Source organism: Stenotrophomonas indicatrix (assembly GCF_050573115.1).
In the GTDB taxonomy this organism is placed as follows: Bacteria; Pseudomonadota; Gammaproteobacteria; order Xanthomonadales; family Xanthomonadaceae; genus Stenotrophomonas; species Stenotrophomonas lactitubi_A.
The window spans coordinates 293,603-310,323 of record NZ_JBNYZT010000002.1 but is presented as its reverse complement, the minus strand read 5'-3'; the positions used below and the strand labels follow the sequence as shown (position 1 = coordinate 310,323).

General features: G+C 66.2%; 19 protein-coding genes. 10 read left to right on the top strand and 9 right to left on the bottom strand.

All coding sequences use genetic code 11. From position 1 onward, the window contains the following. Positions 1–7: 7 nt before the first annotated feature. From ACQ5SA_RS07395 to ACQ5SA_RS07380, 4 genes are all read right to left on the bottom strand, one after another. Positions 8–451 (bottom strand): hypothetical protein, encoded by a 444-nt coding sequence (locus ACQ5SA_RS07395; protein WP_499313759.1) that lies wholly within the window; start codon positions 449–451, stop codon positions 8–10. 72 nt (positions 452–523) lie between these two features. Beyond that, a complete protein-coding gene (locus ACQ5SA_RS07390; protein WP_499313757.1) occupies positions 524–2,266 on the bottom strand; it encodes a GGDEF domain-containing protein in 1,743 nt (580 codons plus the stop codon). A gap of 55 nt (positions 2,267–2,321) precedes the next feature. Continuing rightward, on the bottom strand, positions 2,322–3,287 hold the full coding sequence (locus tag ACQ5SA_RS07385) for an AI-2E family transporter (RefSeq protein ID WP_499314010.1): 966 nt from the start codon (positions 3,285–3,287) through the stop codon (positions 2,322–2,324). Between the two features lie 220 nt (positions 3,288–3,507). Next, positions 3,508–4,053 (bottom strand): dihydrofolate reductase family protein, encoded by a 546-nt coding sequence (locus ACQ5SA_RS07380; RefSeq protein WP_499313756.1) that lies wholly within the window; start codon positions 4,051–4,053, stop codon positions 3,508–3,510. Here ACQ5SA_RS07380 and ACQ5SA_RS07375 point away from each other — a divergent pair. Then, entirely contained in the window at positions 4,052–4,675 is a 624-nt protein-coding gene (locus tag ACQ5SA_RS07375) for a hypothetical protein (RefSeq protein ID WP_499313754.1), read from the top strand. The two genes, ACQ5SA_RS07380 and ACQ5SA_RS07375, sit on opposite strands and share 2 nt — an antisense overlap. Here ACQ5SA_RS07375 and arsH read toward each other — a convergent pair. After that, positions 4,664–5,395 carry an arsenical resistance protein ArsH gene (gene arsH, locus ACQ5SA_RS07370; RefSeq protein WP_499313752.1) on the bottom strand — a complete coding sequence of 244 codons (732 nt, stop codon included), beginning with the start codon at positions 5,393–5,395 and terminating at the stop codon, positions 4,664–4,666. The two genes, ACQ5SA_RS07375 and arsH, sit on opposite strands and share 12 nt — an antisense overlap. 17 nt (positions 5,396–5,412) lie before the next feature. Here arsH and ACQ5SA_RS07365 point away from each other — a divergent pair, with 17 nt between their 5' ends. The 4 genes from ACQ5SA_RS07365 (at position 5,413) to ACQ5SA_RS07350 (ending at position 7,885) form a co-directional block, all read left to right on the top strand. Next, complete coding sequence (locus tag ACQ5SA_RS07365) at positions 5,413–5,742, top strand: ArsR/SmtB family transcription factor (RefSeq protein WP_499313750.1); 330 nt, start codon at positions 5,413–5,415, stop codon at positions 5,740–5,742. 15 nt (positions 5,743–5,757) lie between these two features. Next, a complete protein-coding gene (locus tag ACQ5SA_RS07360) occupies positions 5,758–6,264 on the top strand; it encodes an arsenate reductase ArsC (RefSeq protein ID WP_499313748.1) in 507 nt (168 codons plus the stop codon). A 14-nt stretch (positions 6,265–6,278) separates the two neighbouring features. Continuing rightward, positions 6,279–7,301, top strand: coding sequence for an ACR3 family arsenite efflux transporter (gene arsB, locus ACQ5SA_RS07355; protein ID WP_499314009.1), 1,023 nt, complete (start codon positions 6,279–6,281; stop codon positions 7,299–7,301). Positions 7,302–7,492: 191 nt separating this feature from the next. Beyond that, complete coding sequence (locus ACQ5SA_RS07350) at positions 7,493–7,885, top strand: DoxX family protein (protein WP_353098463.1); 393 nt, start codon at positions 7,493–7,495, stop codon at positions 7,883–7,885. A 40-nt stretch (positions 7,886–7,925) separates the two neighbouring features. Here ACQ5SA_RS07350 and ACQ5SA_RS07345 read toward each other — a convergent pair whose 3' ends face one another. After that, positions 7,926–8,933: a LacI family DNA-binding transcriptional regulator gene (locus ACQ5SA_RS07345; RefSeq protein ID WP_353098462.1), complete on the bottom strand. Its 1,008-nt coding sequence runs from the start codon at positions 8,931–8,933 to the stop codon at positions 7,926–7,928. A 95-nt stretch (positions 8,934–9,028) separates the two neighbouring features. Between ACQ5SA_RS07345 and ACQ5SA_RS07340 the strand changes: the two genes are divergently transcribed. From ACQ5SA_RS07340 to ACQ5SA_RS07320, 5 genes are read left to right on the top strand one after another with little or no spacing between them, the layout of a single operon-like run. Next, positions 9,029–10,081, top strand: coding sequence for a sugar phosphate isomerase/epimerase family protein (locus ACQ5SA_RS07340; RefSeq protein WP_499313745.1), 1,053 nt, complete (start codon positions 9,029–9,031; stop codon positions 10,079–10,081). A gap of 27 nt (positions 10,082–10,108) precedes the next feature. Next, complete coding sequence (locus ACQ5SA_RS07335; RefSeq protein WP_499313742.1) at positions 10,109–11,326, top strand: nucleoside permease; 1,218 nt, start codon at positions 10,109–10,111, stop codon at positions 11,324–11,326. A 12-nt stretch (positions 11,327–11,338) separates the two neighbouring features. After that, on the top strand, positions 11,339–12,463 hold the full coding sequence (locus ACQ5SA_RS07330; protein WP_049468733.1) for a Gfo/Idh/MocA family protein: 1,125 nt from the start codon (positions 11,339–11,341) through the stop codon (positions 12,461–12,463). 19 nt (positions 12,464–12,482) lie between these two features. Continuing rightward, positions 12,483–13,349, top strand: a complete 867-nt coding sequence (locus ACQ5SA_RS07325) for a sugar phosphate isomerase/epimerase family protein (RefSeq protein WP_499313738.1) — start codon at positions 12,483–12,485, stop codon at positions 13,347–13,349. Positions 13,350–13,379: 30 nt separating this feature from the next. After that, complete coding sequence (locus ACQ5SA_RS07320) at positions 13,380–13,676, top strand: c-type cytochrome (RefSeq protein ID WP_499313735.1); 297 nt, start codon at positions 13,380–13,382, stop codon at positions 13,674–13,676. Positions 13,677–13,687: 11 nt separating this feature from the next. Here the strand turns inward: ACQ5SA_RS07320 and ACQ5SA_RS07315 are convergent, their stop codons facing one another. Genes ACQ5SA_RS07315 through ACQ5SA_RS07305 form a run of 3 tightly spaced genes read right to left on the bottom strand, consistent with a single transcriptional unit; the run spans position 13,688 to position 16,703 of the window. Further along, positions 13,688–14,458 carry a 3-keto-disaccharide hydrolase gene (locus ACQ5SA_RS07315; protein WP_499313733.1) on the bottom strand — a complete coding sequence of 257 codons (771 nt, stop codon included), beginning with the start codon at positions 14,456–14,458 and terminating at the stop codon, positions 13,688–13,690. Next, a complete protein-coding gene (locus ACQ5SA_RS07310) occupies positions 14,443–15,018 on the bottom strand; it encodes a gluconate 2-dehydrogenase subunit 3 family protein (RefSeq protein WP_499313730.1) in 576 nt (191 codons plus the stop codon). Before ACQ5SA_RS07310 ends, ACQ5SA_RS07315 begins: the two co-directional genes overlap by 16 nt. Beyond that, positions 15,018–16,703, bottom strand: coding sequence for a GMC oxidoreductase (locus ACQ5SA_RS07305; RefSeq protein ID WP_499313728.1), 1,686 nt, complete (start codon positions 16,701–16,703; stop codon positions 15,018–15,020). The genes ACQ5SA_RS07310 and ACQ5SA_RS07305 overlap by 1 nt, the downstream gene beginning before the upstream one ends. Positions 16,704–16,721 lie beyond the last annotated feature (18 nt).

The window sequence follows — 16,721 nt, the reverse complement described above, 5'->3', positions numbered from 1 at the left end:
GCATCGGTCAGTACACGGCCAGGAAGCCACAGCCCCGGCGTTGTGGTTGGCCTTCAACCGTCACCTGCACGCTGGCCGATGTATCCACGCCTTCGGCATTGCGGCAGGACTCGCGCTTGATCTCAACAATGGTCGGCTGCTTGCCCAGCTCACCGTTGAGCACCGTCAGCGAACTGGGCGCACCGGCCGGTTGGCCGAGGTAGCGCAGTGTTCCAGCGCTGCTGCGGCCAGCAACGGTGAGCGTGGCATCGTGATTGCCCTTGCCGGTGGAGGCGATTTCGATGGACCAGCCCTCACCGCCGCCGGTAAAGGCTGGCACCGGGCTGGCATCGCCGGCGATCGAAGGATGACGCGGCGCATCGGCGCCCGCATCGGGTTGCGGTGCGCTGCTGGCGCAGCCAGCGAACAGGCCCGCCACCAGCGTGGCAGTCACAACGGAACGCAAGGTCATGGCGTACTCCTCCGGCAGACGAGCGGTCAGTCTAGGCAGACGCGCGTGCGCTGGCGATGAACAAGACCGCCCTCAGCGCGGCGCACGCCCCCCCGAAGCCACCTGTACCCGGTCGCGGCCAAGCGATTTTGCCGCGTACATGGCCGTGTCGGCGGCACGTACCAGCGCGTGCCACCCAATCGGATCAAGCGTGCCCTGGGCAACACCGAAACTGGCGGTGACCCGCAGGATGTCGCTGCTGCTCAGCACGATGTCTTTCCCGCGCAATGCCGCCCGCAGCGACTCGGCCAGCTGCCGGCCACTGGCCAGATCGCCGTCGGCCAGCAGCACCAGGAATTCCTCGCCGCCGTAGCGGGCAATGCTGTCGTTGCGGCGCAGGTGGCTGCGCAGCAACTGCGCCACCTGCACCAGCACATCGTCACCGGCCGCATGGCCCTGCCCATCGTTGATCGACTTGAAATGATCAACATCCAGCAGAATCACCACCGCCTGCGTGCTTCCATCGGCATGCCGCTGTCGCACCAGTTCCTCCAGCGAGCGCCGGTTCAACAGGCCGGTCAGCTGATCGGTATCGGCCAGCTCGCGCAGCTCACGGGTCAATGCCGAACGCTGGTGCGACTTCGCCCGCAGCACCTCGATGGCATCGAACAGGCGCTGCATTTCCGCCATCGGGTGGGTGGCATGCTGCTCGGCGCCCGGCGCATCCGAGGCGATCTGGATCACCTGCGCCTGCGCCTGCAGCAATGGCCGCAGGATCTGCACATGGGCGATGCGCAGTGCCAGCGCAAGCAGCAGCAACGTCCCCAATGCAGTGGCGGCGAGTACCGCCAGGCGTACCGCTGCCTTGTTGCGGGTGTGCTCGAAGCGTGCAATGGAAACGCCGAGGTAGCCATCGCGCAGCGCTTCCAGCGATTGCAGGGTGGGCACGTAGCGTGCGGTGAACTCGGCTGCCGACCAGGGTGGCGATACGCCGCGCCGGCCATCTTCGATCAGCTGTTCCACCATCGGCAGCGACTGGCCGAAGAACTGCCGTCGCGCCATGTCCCAATGCCAGGACAGCGTCGGCTCACTGCGAAATACCGACTCGTGGCTGGCGGCCAACCGCCACAGCTCCAGCAGGCGGCCTTCGGTCTGCTGCGCGGCGCGCACCTGTGGCTCCCGCCACGCACCAGGCACGGCCAGCGGCGCCATCACGTTCGATGCCAAGCGGCCACCATGTTCGCGCAGGTCGATCAGGATCTGCCCCTGCATGGCCGGAATCGCGGCTTCGCGATCGGCGGCGACCAGATCGCTGATCTGCACCGAGGTCAGCGCCTGCAGCCGGTCGTACACCGCGAACATGCTGTTGATCGCGCGCTCTACATCCTCCGCCGAGCGCTCGCCTCTGGGCAACCCGACCACCCGGTCCACTGCAGCGCGCGCGGTCTGCAGCCGACGCCGCGCTTCATGCAGGCGCGGTGTTTCGTCCACCACCCGCGGGTCGGTCTGGAACACGCCCTGCAGATGCTGCGTCGCTGCGTCCACCCGCTGCCGGGCTACCACCAGCTGTGCGGCCAGGCGACGCTGCTCCTGCGCATCAGTGCTGTCGGCGCCGAGCAGGCTGTTGGCCGGCCCACGCTCGGCCGATACCAGATTGGCCAGCTCGAAGGTCTGCCGCAGCTGCCGCAGGCTGACCAGGTTGGCCTCGGCTTCGGTGTAGCGCTGCGTGCCCTGCACCAGCGCAATGGCCATCAGCGGCAGCGTGCACAGCACGAACAGGCCAGCGAGGATCCAGAGCCAGGTCTGCAGTCCGTTTGGCGATGCCCTGCGGCCCATCGATGTACCCCCTGGCGTGCGGATCAGTGTAGCGCTGCACCCGCGTGAAGGTGGGTCAAATCCAGCGCTGGTCCACCAGTTCGCGCTTCACGTAGGCGTAGAACACCGGCGCAGCCACCAACCCGGGCAGGCCGAAGGCCGCTTCCATCACCAGCATGGCCAGCAGCAGTTCCCAGGCGCGTGCCTGGATCTCACCGCCGACAATGCGCGCGTTGAGGAAGTACTCCAGCTTGTGGATCACCACCAGGTACAGCAGCGCAGCCACGGCCACATAGAACGACACCGACAGCGCGACGATGGCGATGATGGTGTTGGAGATGATGTTGCCCACCACCGGCAGCAGGCCAGCCAGGAAGGTGATCAGCACCAGCGTCTTCGACAGTGGCAGGTGCACGCCGAACAACGGCAGCACGCCCAGCAGGAAAACAGCGGTGAACACGGTATTGAGCAGCGAGATCTTGACCTGGGCGAACACCACCTGGCGGAACGCGGTGGCCAGGCGGCTGGTCCGTCCGATCAGCTCCTGCGCCAGCGGCCCCATCTTCGGCAGCGGCAGTTCGTCGTACAGCGCGATCATCGCGCCCAGCACCATGCCGATCAGCACGCGCACGCCTACCTGCACCACTGATGTACCGGCCACGCCCAGCTGACGCTGATGCTCTGCGGCCCATTCGTTCACGGCCGCACGCAGCGCCGTCAGGTCTTCAGGGATGTAAGGCTGCAGCAGGGCCGGTACCTGATGCCGCGAGGTGTTGAGGATATCCATCAACCGCGCCAGCAACACGTCCGGTCCACCGGTCTCGGTGCGGAAGAACGAGGCCACGCCGATGCCGGCCAGCACCAGTGCGCTGATGATCACCGCCGACAACACGATTACTGCGATCGCCCGTGCCCGCCCGGGGCGCAGCTTGCCTTCCACGGTGGAGGCCAGCACATGGGTCAGCTGGAACACCAGCAGGCCGGAAAGCAGGGTCACCACCAGGCCAAGTTTCAGTGCCAGCCACATGCCCAGCAGCATCATCAACCAGGCGGCGATGCGTGCGGCGGGAGGCTTGGGCAGGGTCGGGATGACGAGGGACATCGGGGCACATCCTGGAGGGGTGGCCCATGGTAGTGGATTGAGGTGATGCGCCCGCGCACGCGGATGGCGCTCGATATGCGCCAATGCTGGACACCGACGCCATCACCGCCCTCACAGCGCTCCTTCAGCGGCGGCATATGGCAGCGCACTGTCGGCCCGGTCAACCGGCGGCGGCATTCTGCGCGAATGCGTAGTGCAGGCGCGCGCAGCCCCGGTCGAGGGCCTTCGCACTGAGCAATGCCGGGCTGCTGTGGAAGCCCGTGGGTGGGAACAACGGACTGCCACCACCCAACAGTTCGGGCATCACGTAGACCTCGATCTCGTCGAGCGCTCCGCGTTCCATGAAGGCCATCTGCAACTGCCCGCCCCCCAGCATCCAGACGTCACCGTCGGCGAGAGCGCGCAGTTCGGCGATCAAACCGTCGATGTCGTTGCGCGTTTGCAGCGGCCCCTTGGGTACAGGGATGGCGCGCGAAGTCACTACGATCACCCGCTGCTGCGTGTAAGGCCAGGGCGAGGCATCGCGCTCCAGGAAATCGTAGGTCGCACGTCCCATGACCACCGTGCGGATGCCTTGCAGGAACACGCCGTAATCGTGCTCGCCAAGATCCATTCCTGCGTATCGGAAGAGCCACTCCAGGCTGTGGTTGGGACCGGCGATGAAACCGTCGAGACTGCTAGCGATGTAACCACGTATGCGAGCCATGGTGCTCCTTGAATATAAACGAACGTTCGCTTATGTTAAGCGCATGGCGCGAATGAAGACAATCTCTGACACCGCATTGCTCGACCTGCTGCTGGCCACGGTGCAGGTGCACGGCCCCTCTGGACTTTCCTTCGCGAAGGCTGCCGCTGCGTCCGGCCTCGCTGCGGCAACACTCGTACAACGCTTCGGCAACCGCGACGGCATGCTGGAAGCGATCCTGTTGCGTGCCTGGGACCTGTTGGACGAAGCAACGGAAACGGCGATGGCAGAGGCCGGCCCAGGCCCCGCCGGAGCAGTCGACGTGCTGCTGCGTTTGACCCACGAGCAGGCGTCCGATCAGAGCTTCGGCGACGGCCTCCTGCTGCTGCGGGAAGACTTCAGCAATCCCGTGCTGCGCGCACGGGGCACGCGTTGGGGCACCCGCCTGGCTGAAGCACTCGGCAATCGTCTATCTCCGGATGCAGCCCACGCTGTCCGCCTCGGCTGGCAGATGGCCAGTCTCTGGCAGGGAACCTTGTTGTGGTGGGGCTTCAGTCGGGAAGAAAGCCCGCGGGAACGGGTCAAGCAGGTTCTGCTGGAGTGGTGTGATGGTCAACAGCGCGGCGACCACTCAACCTGCTGAGACCGCCCCGGCCGAGCGCGCCAGTGCGGCCGCTTCCTGATCACCCTTGCGCTCGCTGTAGCGATCCACCAGGTAGTCCGAACGATCCCGCGTCAGCAGGGTGAACTTGACCAGCTCCTCCATCACATCCACCACCCGGTCGTAGTACGCCGAGGGTTTCATCCGCCCGCTCTCATCGAACTCCTGCCATGCCTTGGCCACCGAAGACTGGTTGGGGATGGTCAGCATGCGCATCCACCGCCCCAGCACGCGCAGTGTGTTGACCGTGTTGAACGACTGCGAACCGCCACTGACCTGCATTACTGCCAGCGTCCTGCCCTGCGTCGGGCGCACGCTGCCATCTTCCAGCGGCAGCCAGTCGATCTGGTTCTTGAACACGCCGGTGACCGTGCCGTGGCGCTCCGGGCTGATCCAGACCTGGCCTTCGGACCATTGCGACCACGCGCGCAGGCGCTGCACTTCAGGGTGATCGGCGCCGACGCTGTCGAGCATGGGCAACGCATGTGGATCGAACACCCGGGTCTCGCAGCCGAGGTGGCGCAGCAGGTGCTCGGCCTCCAGCGCCAGCTTGCGGCTGAACGACTGCGGGCGCAGCGAGCCATACAGCAGCAGGATCCGCGGCGGGTGCGCGCGGCCGGCGCCCAGCAGGGACAGGTCGGGCTGGGGAAGCGAGGCTTCGGCCAGATTCGGGAGGGCGGGACTTGCGATGGATTCATTCATTCGACTATTCTAGAAATATGGAAACGAAAAATGCAATCGCCGCCCTCACCGCCCTTGGCCATGCCACCCGCCTGGCCGCTTTCCGGTTGCTGGTGGAAGCCGGCCCGGCCGGACGTATGGCCGGCGACATCGGCGGCGCCCTGCAGGTGCCGCCGGCCACGCTCAGCTTCCACTTGAAGGAGCTGCTGCAGGCCGGGCTGGTCGAGAGCGAGAGCCAAGGCCGCAACGTCTGCTACCGCGCCAACTTCAGCGCCATGACCGGCCTGATCGATTACCTCACCCACAACTGCTGCGCAGGCTCGCCCGACCCGGCCTGCAGCCCGACGTCCCCCGATTGCGCCTGCTGACTGGAGATCCGCTTCGTGACCACCCAACGCGTCCTGTTCCTGTGCACGGGCAATTCCGCCCGCAGTGTCCTTGCCGAAGCCACGCTGCGGGCGTGGGCCGGCCATCGCTTCGAGGTGTTCAGCGCTGGCAGCCAGCCGGCCGGCGCGGTCAATCCATTCGCCCTTGCCCAGCTGCAGGCCGAGGGCGTCGCCACCGCTGGCCTGCGCAGCAAATCGTGGGACGAGTTCGCCGACGGCGCACCGATGGACTTGGTGATCACCGTCTGCGATGCCGCAGCCGCCGAGGCGTGCCCGGTGGTGTTCGGCGACTTCGTGCGTACGCACTGGGGCTTGCCCGATCCAGCCGCCGTCGAGGGCAGCGCGGATGACAAGGCGGCCGCGTTCGCGCAGGCACACGCCATCGTCAAGGCACGGTTGCTGGCCCTGCTGGCATTGCCCGCAGCCACCTGGTCCGACCGACAGCACTTGAAGGACGCGCTGGATCGCATCGGTTTCGTGCAACCCGAGGACGGCCAGGCGTGAGCGCGCCGGCACCGATGGGGTTGTTCGAGCGCTACCTGACACTGTGGGTGGCGCTGTGCATCGTGGCCGGCACCCTGCTCGGCCACGCGCTGCCGCAGCCCTTCGCTGCGCTGGCGTCGGCGGAGGTGGCCAAGGTCAACCTGCCCATCGCCGTGCTGATCTGGCTGATGATCATCCCGATGCTGTTGCGGGTGGATTTCAGTGCGATGCGCCAGCTTGGCCAGCACTGGAAAGGCATCGGCGTAACGTTGTTCATCAACTGGGCGGTCAAGCCGTTCTCGATGGCGTTGCTGGGCTGGTTCTTCCTGCGCCACGTGTTCGCCGATGCGCTGCCTGCCGCACAGGTCGACAGCTACATCGCCGGGCTGATCCTGCTGGCGGCGGCGCCCTGCACCGCCATGGTGTTCGTGTGGAGCAACCTGTGCCGTGGTGATGCCAATTTCACCCTCAGCCAGGTGGCGTTGAACGACGCGATCATGGTGGTGGCGTATGCACCGGTAGTGGCGCTGCTGCTGGGCCTGTCGGCGATCAGCGTGCCGTGGGACACGCTGCTGCTGTCGGTGTCGCTGTACATCATCGCGCCGGTGCTGGTGGCCGCACTGCTGCGGCGCTGGCTGCTGGCCCGCAGCGGGGAAGCTGGCCTGCAGTCCGCGCTGCGAATGCTGGGGCCGGTTTCGCTGCTGGCGCTGCTGCTGACGCTGGTGCTGCTGTTCGGCTTCCAGGGCGAGCAGATCGTGCGGCAGCCGCTGGTCATCGCCATTCTGGCGGTACCGATCCTGATCCAGGTCTACTTCAACTCAGGGCTGGCCTACCTGCTGAACCGACGCCTGGGGGTCGCCCATTGCGTGGCAGGCCCCTCGGCGCTGATTGGTGCCAGCAACTTCTTCGAGCTGGCCGTGGCCACCGCCGTGGGCCTGTTCGGCGTGCATTCCGGTGCGGCGCTGGCGACGGTGGTCGGCGTGTTGATCGAAGTGCCGGTGATGTTGTCGGTGGTGCGCATCGTCAATGCGTCGCGCGGCTGGTATGAGCGACGCTGAGGCAGGGCCGCGCCGTGCGCATGTCCGCAGGCTCTCGGCGCCATCGGTGTCAACACCGACTTCACCCGCGATGGGCTTCGATGGCCGCACAGGAGATTCTGCCGCTACGCCCGGGTGGTGATGGGCAGGCGCATACCGCCCTCTACATCTTCTGGACCATCCACCCGCCCCGCCACCCTGAGGACGTTGCCGTGAACACATCACTTCACTCTCTTGCGAAGCTGGCCGCCCGCGTGTTGCTGATGCTGCTGTTCCTGGTATCCGGCCTGGGCAAGTTGTCCGACCCGGCGGCAACACAAGGCTACATGGCGGCGATGGGTCTTCCCGGCATCCTGCTGTGGCCGACCATCGTGTTCGAGATCGGCACGGCCCTGTGCATCCTGCTCGGCTTCCAGACCCGGGCAGTGGCAGCAGTGCTTGCCGCCTTCAGCCTGGTCACGGCCTTCATCTTCCACCACCAGCTCGCAGACCAAGTGCAGCAGATCATGTTCCTGAAGAATCTGGCCATCGCCGGCGGCTTCCTGCTACTGGCGTGCAGCGGGCCAGGACGCTACAGCGTGGACGCGAAGCGCGGCAAGCCCTGAGGCGGGGAAGGCGCGGAATCACGACACCCCGCCGTTGCGCTCAGCAGCGTCTCGGCGCAGCCGTCGAGCCCCGCACCATCAGGCTGAACTCCAGCGTCTGCTGACGCGGCACATCGACCTGTTCGATGATGGCGAGCAGCAGGTTGACTGCGCGCTCGCCGATCTCCCGCATTGGCTGCCTGATCGTCGTCAACGGAGGCGTCAGGTAATGCGATGACGCCAGGTCGTCGAAGCCGACGATGGAGACGTCATCCGGTACGCGGATGCCCAGATCCCGGCAGGCTGCCAGGGTGCCCAGCGCCATCTGGTCGCTGAAGCAGAAGATCGCGGTGGGCGCCGGCGCGACGGCCAGCAGCGCCATCGCGGCCGCATGGCCGGACTCAACGGAAAAGTCACCCGGCACGACGCTGAGGTGGCGCAGACGGCCACGCGCCCTGCCGGCGGCGCGAACCCCTTCCAGCCGTTGCGTGTGCAGGGGATTGTCGGGCGGCCCGCCTACCACGGCGATCCGCTCGTGCCCCAGGCCGTACAGGTGCTCCATCACCGCGCGCGCGGCGGCGGCGTTGTCGATGTGGACGCTGGGAATGCCAAGCGCGGGATCGAATTCGCATCCGTTGACCACCGGCGCGGCGACACCCCGTTGCTCGACGATATCGCGCGCCGTCGGCGGCAGGCGATGCCCCAGCACGATCAGGCCATCGGCCTCGTTGCGCCGGAGCATCTGCGCGTAACGCTCCTCGCGCTCGGGCAGGTTCTGGGTATCGCCCAGCAGGACGGCGTAGCCGACGGCCTGCGCCGCGTCCTCCGCACCCTGCAGGATCTGGGCGAAGAATGGATTGGCAATGTCCGGGACGGTGACCAGGATCTTGCCACTGCGCTGGGTCTTGAGCGTCCTGGCCACCGTGTTGGGCACATAGCCCAGCGCCGCAGCGGCCTGTTCGATGCGCGTACGCGTGGCCGGCAGGACTTTGTCCGGTCGGGACAGTGCGCGCGACACCGTCCCGGCAGAGACGCCGACGTGCTTTGCGATGTCGTAGATGGTGGCCATGGCGTTAGTTCTCCTGTCCGCTGTGCAGTGCACAACAGGTCCTGCGTGAGCCCCTGCTAGGATAATGCAATCGATTGCATCGAGGGCGAATCACGTTGAAGACGCTCAAGGGTCCAGCGCTGTTCCTGGCGCAGTTCATCGGCGACACAGCTCCTTTTGATCGGCTGGACACGCTGGCCGGATGGGCCGCGGGCCTGGGCTATTCTGGCCTACAAGTGCCGACCAGCGCGCCCCACCTGTTCGATCTGGCCGAGGCGGCGCACAGCCAGGCGTACTGCGATGACATCGCCGGCATGCTGACCGGACATGGCCTGCAGATCACCGAACTGTCCACCCACCTGCAAGGGCAACTGGTCGCCGTCCATCCCGCCTATGACAGCCTGTTCGACGGCTTCGCGCCGCCGGACAAACGCGGTGATCCTGCCGCCCGCCAAGCCTGGGCGGTGGAGCAGCTGCTGCTGGCCGCCAAAGCCAGCAAACGCTTGGGGCTGACGGCGCATGCCACGTTCTCCGGCGCGCTGGCCTGGCCGTATTTCTATCCGTGGCCGCAACGACCGCCCGGTCTTGTGGAAGAAGCCTTCGCCGAACTCGGCCGCCGCTGGCGTCCCATCCTGGATGCGTTCGACGCCTGCGGCGTGGACCTGTGCTTCGAGATCCATCCGGGCGAGGACCTACATGACGGCGCGACCTTCGAGCGCTTCCTCGACGTGGTGGACCACCATCCCCGCGCGAAAATCCTGTACGACCCCAGCCACCTGCTGCTGCAGCAGATGGACTACCTCGGCTTCATCGACCGTTACCACGATCGCATCGGCATCTTCCACGTCAAGGACGCGGAATATCACCCCAGTGCCAGCAGTGGCGTGTATGGCGGCTACCAGGACTGGATCGATCGTCCGGGGCGGTTCCGATCACTCGGCGATGGGCAGATCGACTTCAAGGCGATCTTCTCGAAATTCGCCCAGTACGACTTCCCCGGCTGGGCAGTGCTGGAATGGGAGTGCTGCCTGAAGCACCCCGAAGACGGCGCGCGCGAGGGGGCCATCTTCATCCGCGACCACATCATCCGCGTGACCGAACGCGCCTTCGATGACTTTGCCGACAGCGGCACAGACGCCGCATCACTGCGCCGCATGCTGGGAATCTGAGCCGATACCGCCCCGGGAGGGCAAGCCATGACGCACACCATGTCGCGCTTGGGCGTGATGATGTTTCTGCAGTTCTTCATCTGGGGGGCATGGTTCGTCACCCTGGGAACCTATCTGGTGCAGGGCCCGCTGCAGGCCAGCGCAAGCCAGGTGGCGACGGCCTTCCTCAGCCAGTCCATCGGTGCCATCGTCGCGCCCTTCCTGGTTGGCCTGATCGCTGACCGCTACTTCGCGGCGCAGCGCATCCTCGCGGTCCTGCACCTGGCTGGCGCAGTGCTGATGTGGCTGGCGTCCACCGCAACCAGCTTCAGCATGTTCTCCGCCTGCGTCATGGGCTACATGCTGCTGTTCATGCCGACGCTGGCACTGGCCAACAGCGTGGCGATGCGGCACATGCAGTCGCCCGAGAAGCAATTCCCGCTGGTGCGGGTGGCCGGCAGCGTCGGCTGGATCGTGGCAGGCGTGCTGATCGGCTGGCTGGGCTGGGAACAGGCGCACCGGCTCGAGCTGACCTTCCGGATGGCGGCGATGGCGTCGCTGGCGCTGGGCCTGTATGCGTTCACCCTGCCGCACACCCCGCCGCTGGCACAGCAGCGCGATGCCGGGCTGGGGCAGATCCTGGGGCTGGATTCGCTGCGCCTGCTGAAGTCACGCTCGTACCTGGTGTTCTTCCTGGCGTCCATCGCGATCTGCATCCCGCTGGCGTTCTACTACAACTTCACCAACCCGTATCTCAACGACCTGGGCGTGCGCGGCGCGGCGGGCCTGCAGTCGCTGGGACAGGTCTCCGAAGTCCTGCTGATGCTGGCCATGCCGTTCCTGTTCGTGCGGCTGGGGGTGAAGACGATGCTGGCGGTAGGCATGGCCGCATGGGTCGTGCGTTACGTCATGTTCGCCTTTGGCGATGCGGGCGGCGGCTTCTCGCTGCTGGTGATCGGCATCGTGCTGCACGGCATCTGCTACGACTTCTTCTTCGTCACCGGCCAGATCTACACCGATGCGCATGCCGGCCCGGCCGCGCGCAGCAGCGCGCAGGGATTCATCACCCTGGCCACATATGGCGTGGGCATGCTGATCGGCACGTTCCTGTCCGGCGCGGTGGTGGAGCACTTCACCACTGCAGCCGGTCCGGACTGGCAGCAGATCTGGCTGTTCCCGGCAGGGGTCGCGCTGCTCGTGCTGATCGCCTTCCTGCTGCTGTTCCGCGACCGGCCAGTGGTTGCGGCCGCACCTTCCACGCCCTGAGGACCCTACCTGATGCCAAAGCCTGGAATCGCCATCGTAGGCACGGGAATGATCGGTGCCGTGCACCGTCGCGCGGCGCTGCTGGCGGGTGCCGACATCCGTGGCGTGGCCGCCTCTTCTCCGCAGCGCGCACGCGACGTGGCGCAGGCGTGGGGTGTCCCGCGTGCCTATCGGGACATCGAGGAGGTGGTCGCCGATCCACAGGTCCAGGTCGTGCACGTATGCACGCCCAACCACCTGCACCGTCCCATGGCACAGGCCGCACTGGAAGCCGGCAAGCACGTGGTCTGCGAGAAGCCGCTGGCCACCACGCTGGAGGACGCCCGGGCGCTGGCAGCATTGGCGGCCGCCAACGCGCTGGTCGCCACGGTGCCCTTCGTCTACCGCTACCACCCGGTGGTCCGCGAGGCGCGCGCACGCATCGCCCATGGCGAACTGGGGCCGCTGCACCTGATTCACGGCAGCTACCTGCAGGACTGGCTGCTGGACCCGGCCAGCAACAACTGGCGCGTGGACCCGGCGCTGGGCGGCGCGTCGCGCGTGTTCGCCGACATCGGCTCGCACTGGTGCGACCTGGTGGAATGGGTCAGCGGCGAGCGCTTCACCGAGGTCAGCGCGGCGTTCGACACGGTGATCGCCGAACGCAGCACCGACACCGGGCAAAGCTTCACCACAGCAGCGGCCGGTGGCGCGATGCAGGCGGTCACCAGCGAGGACGTGGCCGCGGCGATGTTCCGTACCGGCGCCGGGACGCTGGCATCGTTGACGGTCAGCCAGGTATCGGCCGGACGCCACAACCGTCTCTGGTTCGAGATTGATGGCGCCAGGGCCAGCGTGGCGTTCAACCAGGAAGATGCCGAGCGGCTGTGGATCGGCAAGCCCGACCAGCGCGAGGAAGTCTTCGTGCGCGGACCGGGCGCCGGCAGTGCCGAACAGCGCCGGCTGTCGCTGTTGCCGGCCGGGCACGCGCAGGGCTACGGCCACTGCTTCGAGGCATTCGTCGCCGACACCTATCGCGCCATCGAAGGCGAGCGACCGGATGGCCTGCCCACCTTCGAAGACGGCGTGCGCTCGGCGCTGATCGTCGACCGCGTCATCACCTCGGCCAGGACCCGTGCCTGGACCGCCATCGGTTGAACCCCGGGAGCATCTCATGATGAACACGCCTGCCCGCAGAACTGCCACCCTCGCCCTGCTGCTGTTCGCTGCCCTGCCCGTCCTGGCACACGAAGCCGCCAGCCCGCACAAGCCCATCGCCGTGCAGATGTACACGCTGCGCAACGCCGGCCCGCTCGACCAGCAGTTGAAGATCGTCCACGACGCGGGCGTGCACGCGGTGGAAACGGTGGGCACGCAGGGCGTCAGTGCCACCGAACTCAAGCAGTTGCTGGACAGATATTCGATCAAGGCAGTTTCCTCGCACGTGCCATTGACCGAGCTGCGCAAGGACCTGGAAGGCGTGGTGGCCTTCAACCGGTCGATCGGCAACACCACGCTGGTGGTGCCTTACCTGGATGCGAAGGATCGGCCGACAGACGCCGCAGGCTGGACCGCACTGGGCCAGGAGCTGGGCAGGATCGCCAAACAGGTGCGCGCCAAGGGCATGCGCCTGGCCTACCACAACCACGATTTCGAGCTGGTCGACTTCAATGGCACGACCGGTCTGGAACTGCTGTTCGCAGCCGCCGGACCCGACCTGCAGACCGAGCTGGACCTGGCCTGGGTCGCCCGCGCAGGCCTGGACCCGGCGGTGATGCTGGCGAAATTCCGCGGTCGACTGTTCGCGGTACACGCCAAGGACAACGCCCCCAAAGGCCAGGCCGAAGACGAGGGTGGCTTCGCCGCCGTAGGTCAGGGGGTGCTGGACTGGAACGCGATCCTGCCGGCTGCGGCAGCGGCCGGCGTGCAGTGGTACATCGTCGAGCACGACCAGCCACGCGACCCTGCCAAGGTCATCCAAACCGGTGCGGACTACCTGCGTGAACACCTGACCGTCACCCTGCCCGCCAGCGCACAGCGCTGACGCCCGAAGGAGACCCGCTTGGACACTCGCTTGAAACAGATCCTCACAGTGGCCGCAGTTCTGTACTGCACCACACTCGCGAACAGCGCGTGGTCCAAGGACGACCCTGCCGCCGGTGCGAAGCTCTACACCGCGAACTGCACGGCCTGCCATGGTGCCGACCGTGCGGGCATGCCGGGCGCGTTCCCAGCATTGACCGACATCAACAAGCGTCTGGATGCTGCGCAGATCAAGGACAAGATAAGGAAGGGCGGCGGATTGATGCCGCCCTTCTCTCAGCTGTCACAACAGGAGATCGACGACATCACCAGCTTCCTGGCGAAGTAGAACGCCAGCGGCTAAAGCTCGCGCACCCAGATATTGCGGTAGCTGACCTTGGAATCATGCTCCTGCAGATAGATCGGCGCGCACGCATGTGGCGAGTACGAAGGCGCACCGATGTACTCGGTCTTGCCCGCCAGCACGGTGTCGTCCTGCACCAGAACACCGTTGTGCAGCACGGTGATGCGCGCGGGCGAGATGAGCCCGCCACCCGGCGAGAAGCGCGGGGCCTTCCAGACGATGTCGTACGCCTGCCACTGGCCCGGTGCACGCGAGGCGTTTACCCGCGGCATGGCCTGCTTGTAGATCGAGCCCGCCTGGCCGTTGGCATAGGTGGGGTTGTTGTAGCTGTCTAGCACCTGCAGCTCATACAGTTCCTGCAGGAAGATGCCGCTGTTGCCCCGGTTCTGGCCGTCGAAGCCCTTGGTTGCGACAGGCGTGCGCCACTCGACATGCAGCTGGATGTCGCAGAAGCGCTGTTTGCTGCGAATACCCTTGCTACCCGGAACGACGGTCAGGGCGCCGTCGGCTATGGTCCAAGGCACGCGTCCACCCTGCTCCGACTCCCAGGCAGAGACATCCCTGCCATCGAACAGCACGATCGCATCGGAGGGCGCTCCGCCCGGGGGCGTGGCCACGATCGCAGGCACCGGCTTCCACACCTCGGTTTTCGTCGGATCGCGCGCGGGGTCATCGGCCTGTGCGAACGCGGGCGCCGTGGCCAGCAGGCCGGCAGCGATCAGCAGAGAGCCGATCATCATGGTGTTATCCATCAGCTGGTCCCCCATGCAGGGGTGCCGGGAACATAGGCGAGGTCGCCGTCGTAGCGCCCCGGCACGGCGACGTAATGCAGCACTTCGGTTGCGCCGACCTTCGAGGTGAAGAAGCCGAAGATGGCCAACTGCTTGAACATCGTGAAGTAGTGCGGCATCGCTTCTCCTTCCTCGGCGGTGCCGGTTTCGGTCACCTCGACCGCGTGTTTCCTGGCCTCGGCGTCCAGCGCGCGCAGCAGTTCGGTGCGGGCCTGCGGCGCGAGCGACACGAAGCGGCCACCGGCACGCTTGTCGATATCGGCCAGGCCGGCGCGGAACGTCGCCTGCTGCCGCGCGGTGTAGCAGTCGCTGACGAACGTCGCCATGAACGCACCGGCGCCGGCGTCCTTCGCCCCCGGCGTCTTCGTCCGCGGCAGGATGGTCTCGGCGATCTCGTCCAGCGTGCCGACTTCGGCGTCGGAGAAGTAAGGCTTCGTACCGGCAGCCGGCGCCTGCCCATGAACAAGCGCAGGCAGGCCGACCATGGCCGCGCCGGTGGCGGCGACAATCATCTTCAGCAGTTCGCGGCGATCCATCAGAGATTCCCCGCTTTCAGTTCGCGCACGGCATGGTCGGCAGCCCGTGCGGTCAGCGCCATGTAGGTCAGTGAGGGATTCACGCAGGCGCTGGAGGTCATGCAGGCACCGTCGGTCACATAGACATTGGGCGCATCCCACACCTGATTGTGCTGGTTCAGCACGGAGGTTCTGCGGTCACGCCCCATGCGCGCGGTCCCCATCTCGTGGATGCCCTTGCCCGGGGCGTAGTCGCTGTCGTGCATCTTCACGTCCTTGACGCCAGCCGCCTCCAGCATCTCGGCGGCATCGGCAGCCATGTCCTTGCGCATCGCCAGTTCGTTGGCACGCATGGCTACGTCCATCGCCAGCACCGGCAGGCCCCATTTGTCTTTGCGGTCCCGGTCCAGGCGGATCGTATTGTCGTGGTGCGGCAGCATTTCACCGAAGCCGGTCATGCCGATGCGCCAGTCACCCGGCACGGTCAGCGCCTCCTTCAGATCGGCTCCGATGTTGAGCTCGGCGATCTCGCGAGACCAGCCGGTGCGGCTGGCACCGCCCTGGTAGCCGAACCCGCGCAGGTAGCCGCGCTTGTCGGCAGCGACGTTGCGGAACCGCGGAATGTAGAAACCGCAGGGGCGGCGGCCGAAGTAGTACTTGTCCTCGTAGCCCTCGACCCGGCCGGAGGCACCAGCACCGAAATGATGGTCCATCACGTTGTGCCCCAGCTCGCCGGATGAAGAGCCCAGCCCGCCGTCCCACACATCGGTGGCCGAGTTCATCAGCAGCCAGGTCGAATTGAAGGACGACGCATTGAGGAAGATGACCTTGGCCGTGTACTGGTAGGTCTGGCCGGTCTCGGCGTCGATGACCTCCACGCCGCGCGCACGCTTTCGGTCCTTGTCATAGAGCACTTCCTTGACGATCGAAAACGGCCGCAACGTCAGGTTGCCGGTCTTCATCGCCGCCGGCAGCGTCGCCGACTGGGTGGAAAAATAGGCGCCAAAGGGGCAGCCCAGGATGCACTTGTTGCGGTACTGGCAGTTGACCCGGCCCTGTTCGGGCATGGGCTGGGTGATGTTGGCGGTGCGCGAGTGGATCATATGGCGCGTTCCGCCAAAGGCTTTCCGGATCCGCGCGGCCACGTCCTTCTCGACGATGTTCAACGGGATCGGCGGCAGGAACTCGCCGTCCGGCAACACGTCCAACCCTTCACGCGTGCCAGCGATGCCGGCGAACTTCTCCACATGGTCGTACCAGGGTGCGATGTCGGCGTAGCGAATCGGCCAGTCGGCGGCGATGCCGTCCTTGAGGTTCGCTTCGAAATCCAGGTCAGAGAAGCGATAGCTCTGCCGCCCCCACATCAGCGAACGGCCGCCCACGTGGTAGCCGCGGAACCAGTCGAATCGCTTCGTCTCGATGTAGGGCGATTCCTGTTCGTCGGCCCACATGCCCTGCAGGTTCTCGGCCAGGGCGTAGTCGCGCATCAACACCGGGAAATCGGCCTTCATCGCCTGGGTTGGCCGATTGCGATGCGGGAAATCCCACGCCTCCTTCATCGCATTGACGTAGTCCTTGACGTGCTCGATGTTGCGTCCGCGTTCCAGCATCAGGACCTTCAGGCCCTTCTCGGTTAGTTCCTTTGCCGCCCAACCGCCACTGATTCCCGAGCCAACAACAATGGCGTCGTAATGATTATCTGCCATGGGTCTATCACCTGGGTG

Coding starts and splice junctions, on each gene's coding strand:
- arsH (WP_499313752.1), bottom strand. CDS start 5,395: ATGAATGAATCCATCGCAAGTCCCGCCCTCCCGAATCTGGCCGAAGCC.
- ACQ5SA_RS07365 (WP_499313750.1), top strand. CDS start 5,413: ATGGAAACGAAAAATGCAATCGCCGCCCTCACCGCCCTTGGCCATGCC.
- ACQ5SA_RS07395 (WP_499313759.1), bottom strand. CDS start 451: ATGACCTTGCGTTCCGTTGTGACTGCCACGCTGGTGGCGGGCCTGTTC.
- ACQ5SA_RS07380 (WP_499313756.1), bottom strand. CDS start 4,053: ATGGCTCGCATACGTGGTTACATCGCTAGCAGTCTCGACGGTTTCATC.
- ACQ5SA_RS07330 (WP_049468733.1), top strand. CDS start 11,339: ATGCCAAAGCCTGGAATCGCCATCGTAGGCACGGGAATGATCGGTGCC.
- arsB (WP_499314009.1), top strand. CDS start 6,279: ATGGGGTTGTTCGAGCGCTACCTGACACTGTGGGTGGCGCTGTGCATC.
- ACQ5SA_RS07390 (WP_499313757.1), bottom strand. CDS start 2,266: ATGGGCCGCAGGGCATCGCCAAACGGACTGCAGACCTGGCTCTGGATC.
- ACQ5SA_RS07325 (WP_499313738.1), top strand. CDS start 12,483: ATGAACACGCCTGCCCGCAGAACTGCCACCCTCGCCCTGCTGCTGTTC.
- ACQ5SA_RS07375 (WP_499313754.1), top strand. CDS start 4,052: ATGGTGCTCCTTGAATATAAACGAACGTTCGCTTATGTTAAGCGCATG.
- ACQ5SA_RS07310 (WP_499313730.1), bottom strand. CDS start 15,018: ATGGATCGCCGCGAACTGCTGAAGATGATTGTCGCCGCCACCGGCGCG.
- ACQ5SA_RS07385 (WP_499314010.1), bottom strand. CDS start 3,287: ATGATGCTGCTGGGCATGTGGCTGGCACTGAAACTTGGCCTGGTGGTG.
- ACQ5SA_RS07305 (WP_499313728.1), bottom strand. CDS start 16,703: ATGGCAGATAATCATTACGACGCCATTGTTGTTGGCTCGGGAATCAGT.
- ACQ5SA_RS07335 (WP_499313742.1), top strand. CDS start 10,109: ATGACGCACACCATGTCGCGCTTGGGCGTGATGATGTTTCTGCAGTTC.
- ACQ5SA_RS07345 (WP_353098462.1), bottom strand. CDS start 8,933: ATGGCCACCATCTACGACATCGCAAAGCACGTCGGCGTCTCTGCCGGG.
- ACQ5SA_RS07315 (WP_499313733.1), bottom strand. CDS start 14,458: ATGGGGGACCAGCTGATGGATAACACCATGATGATCGGCTCTCTGCTG.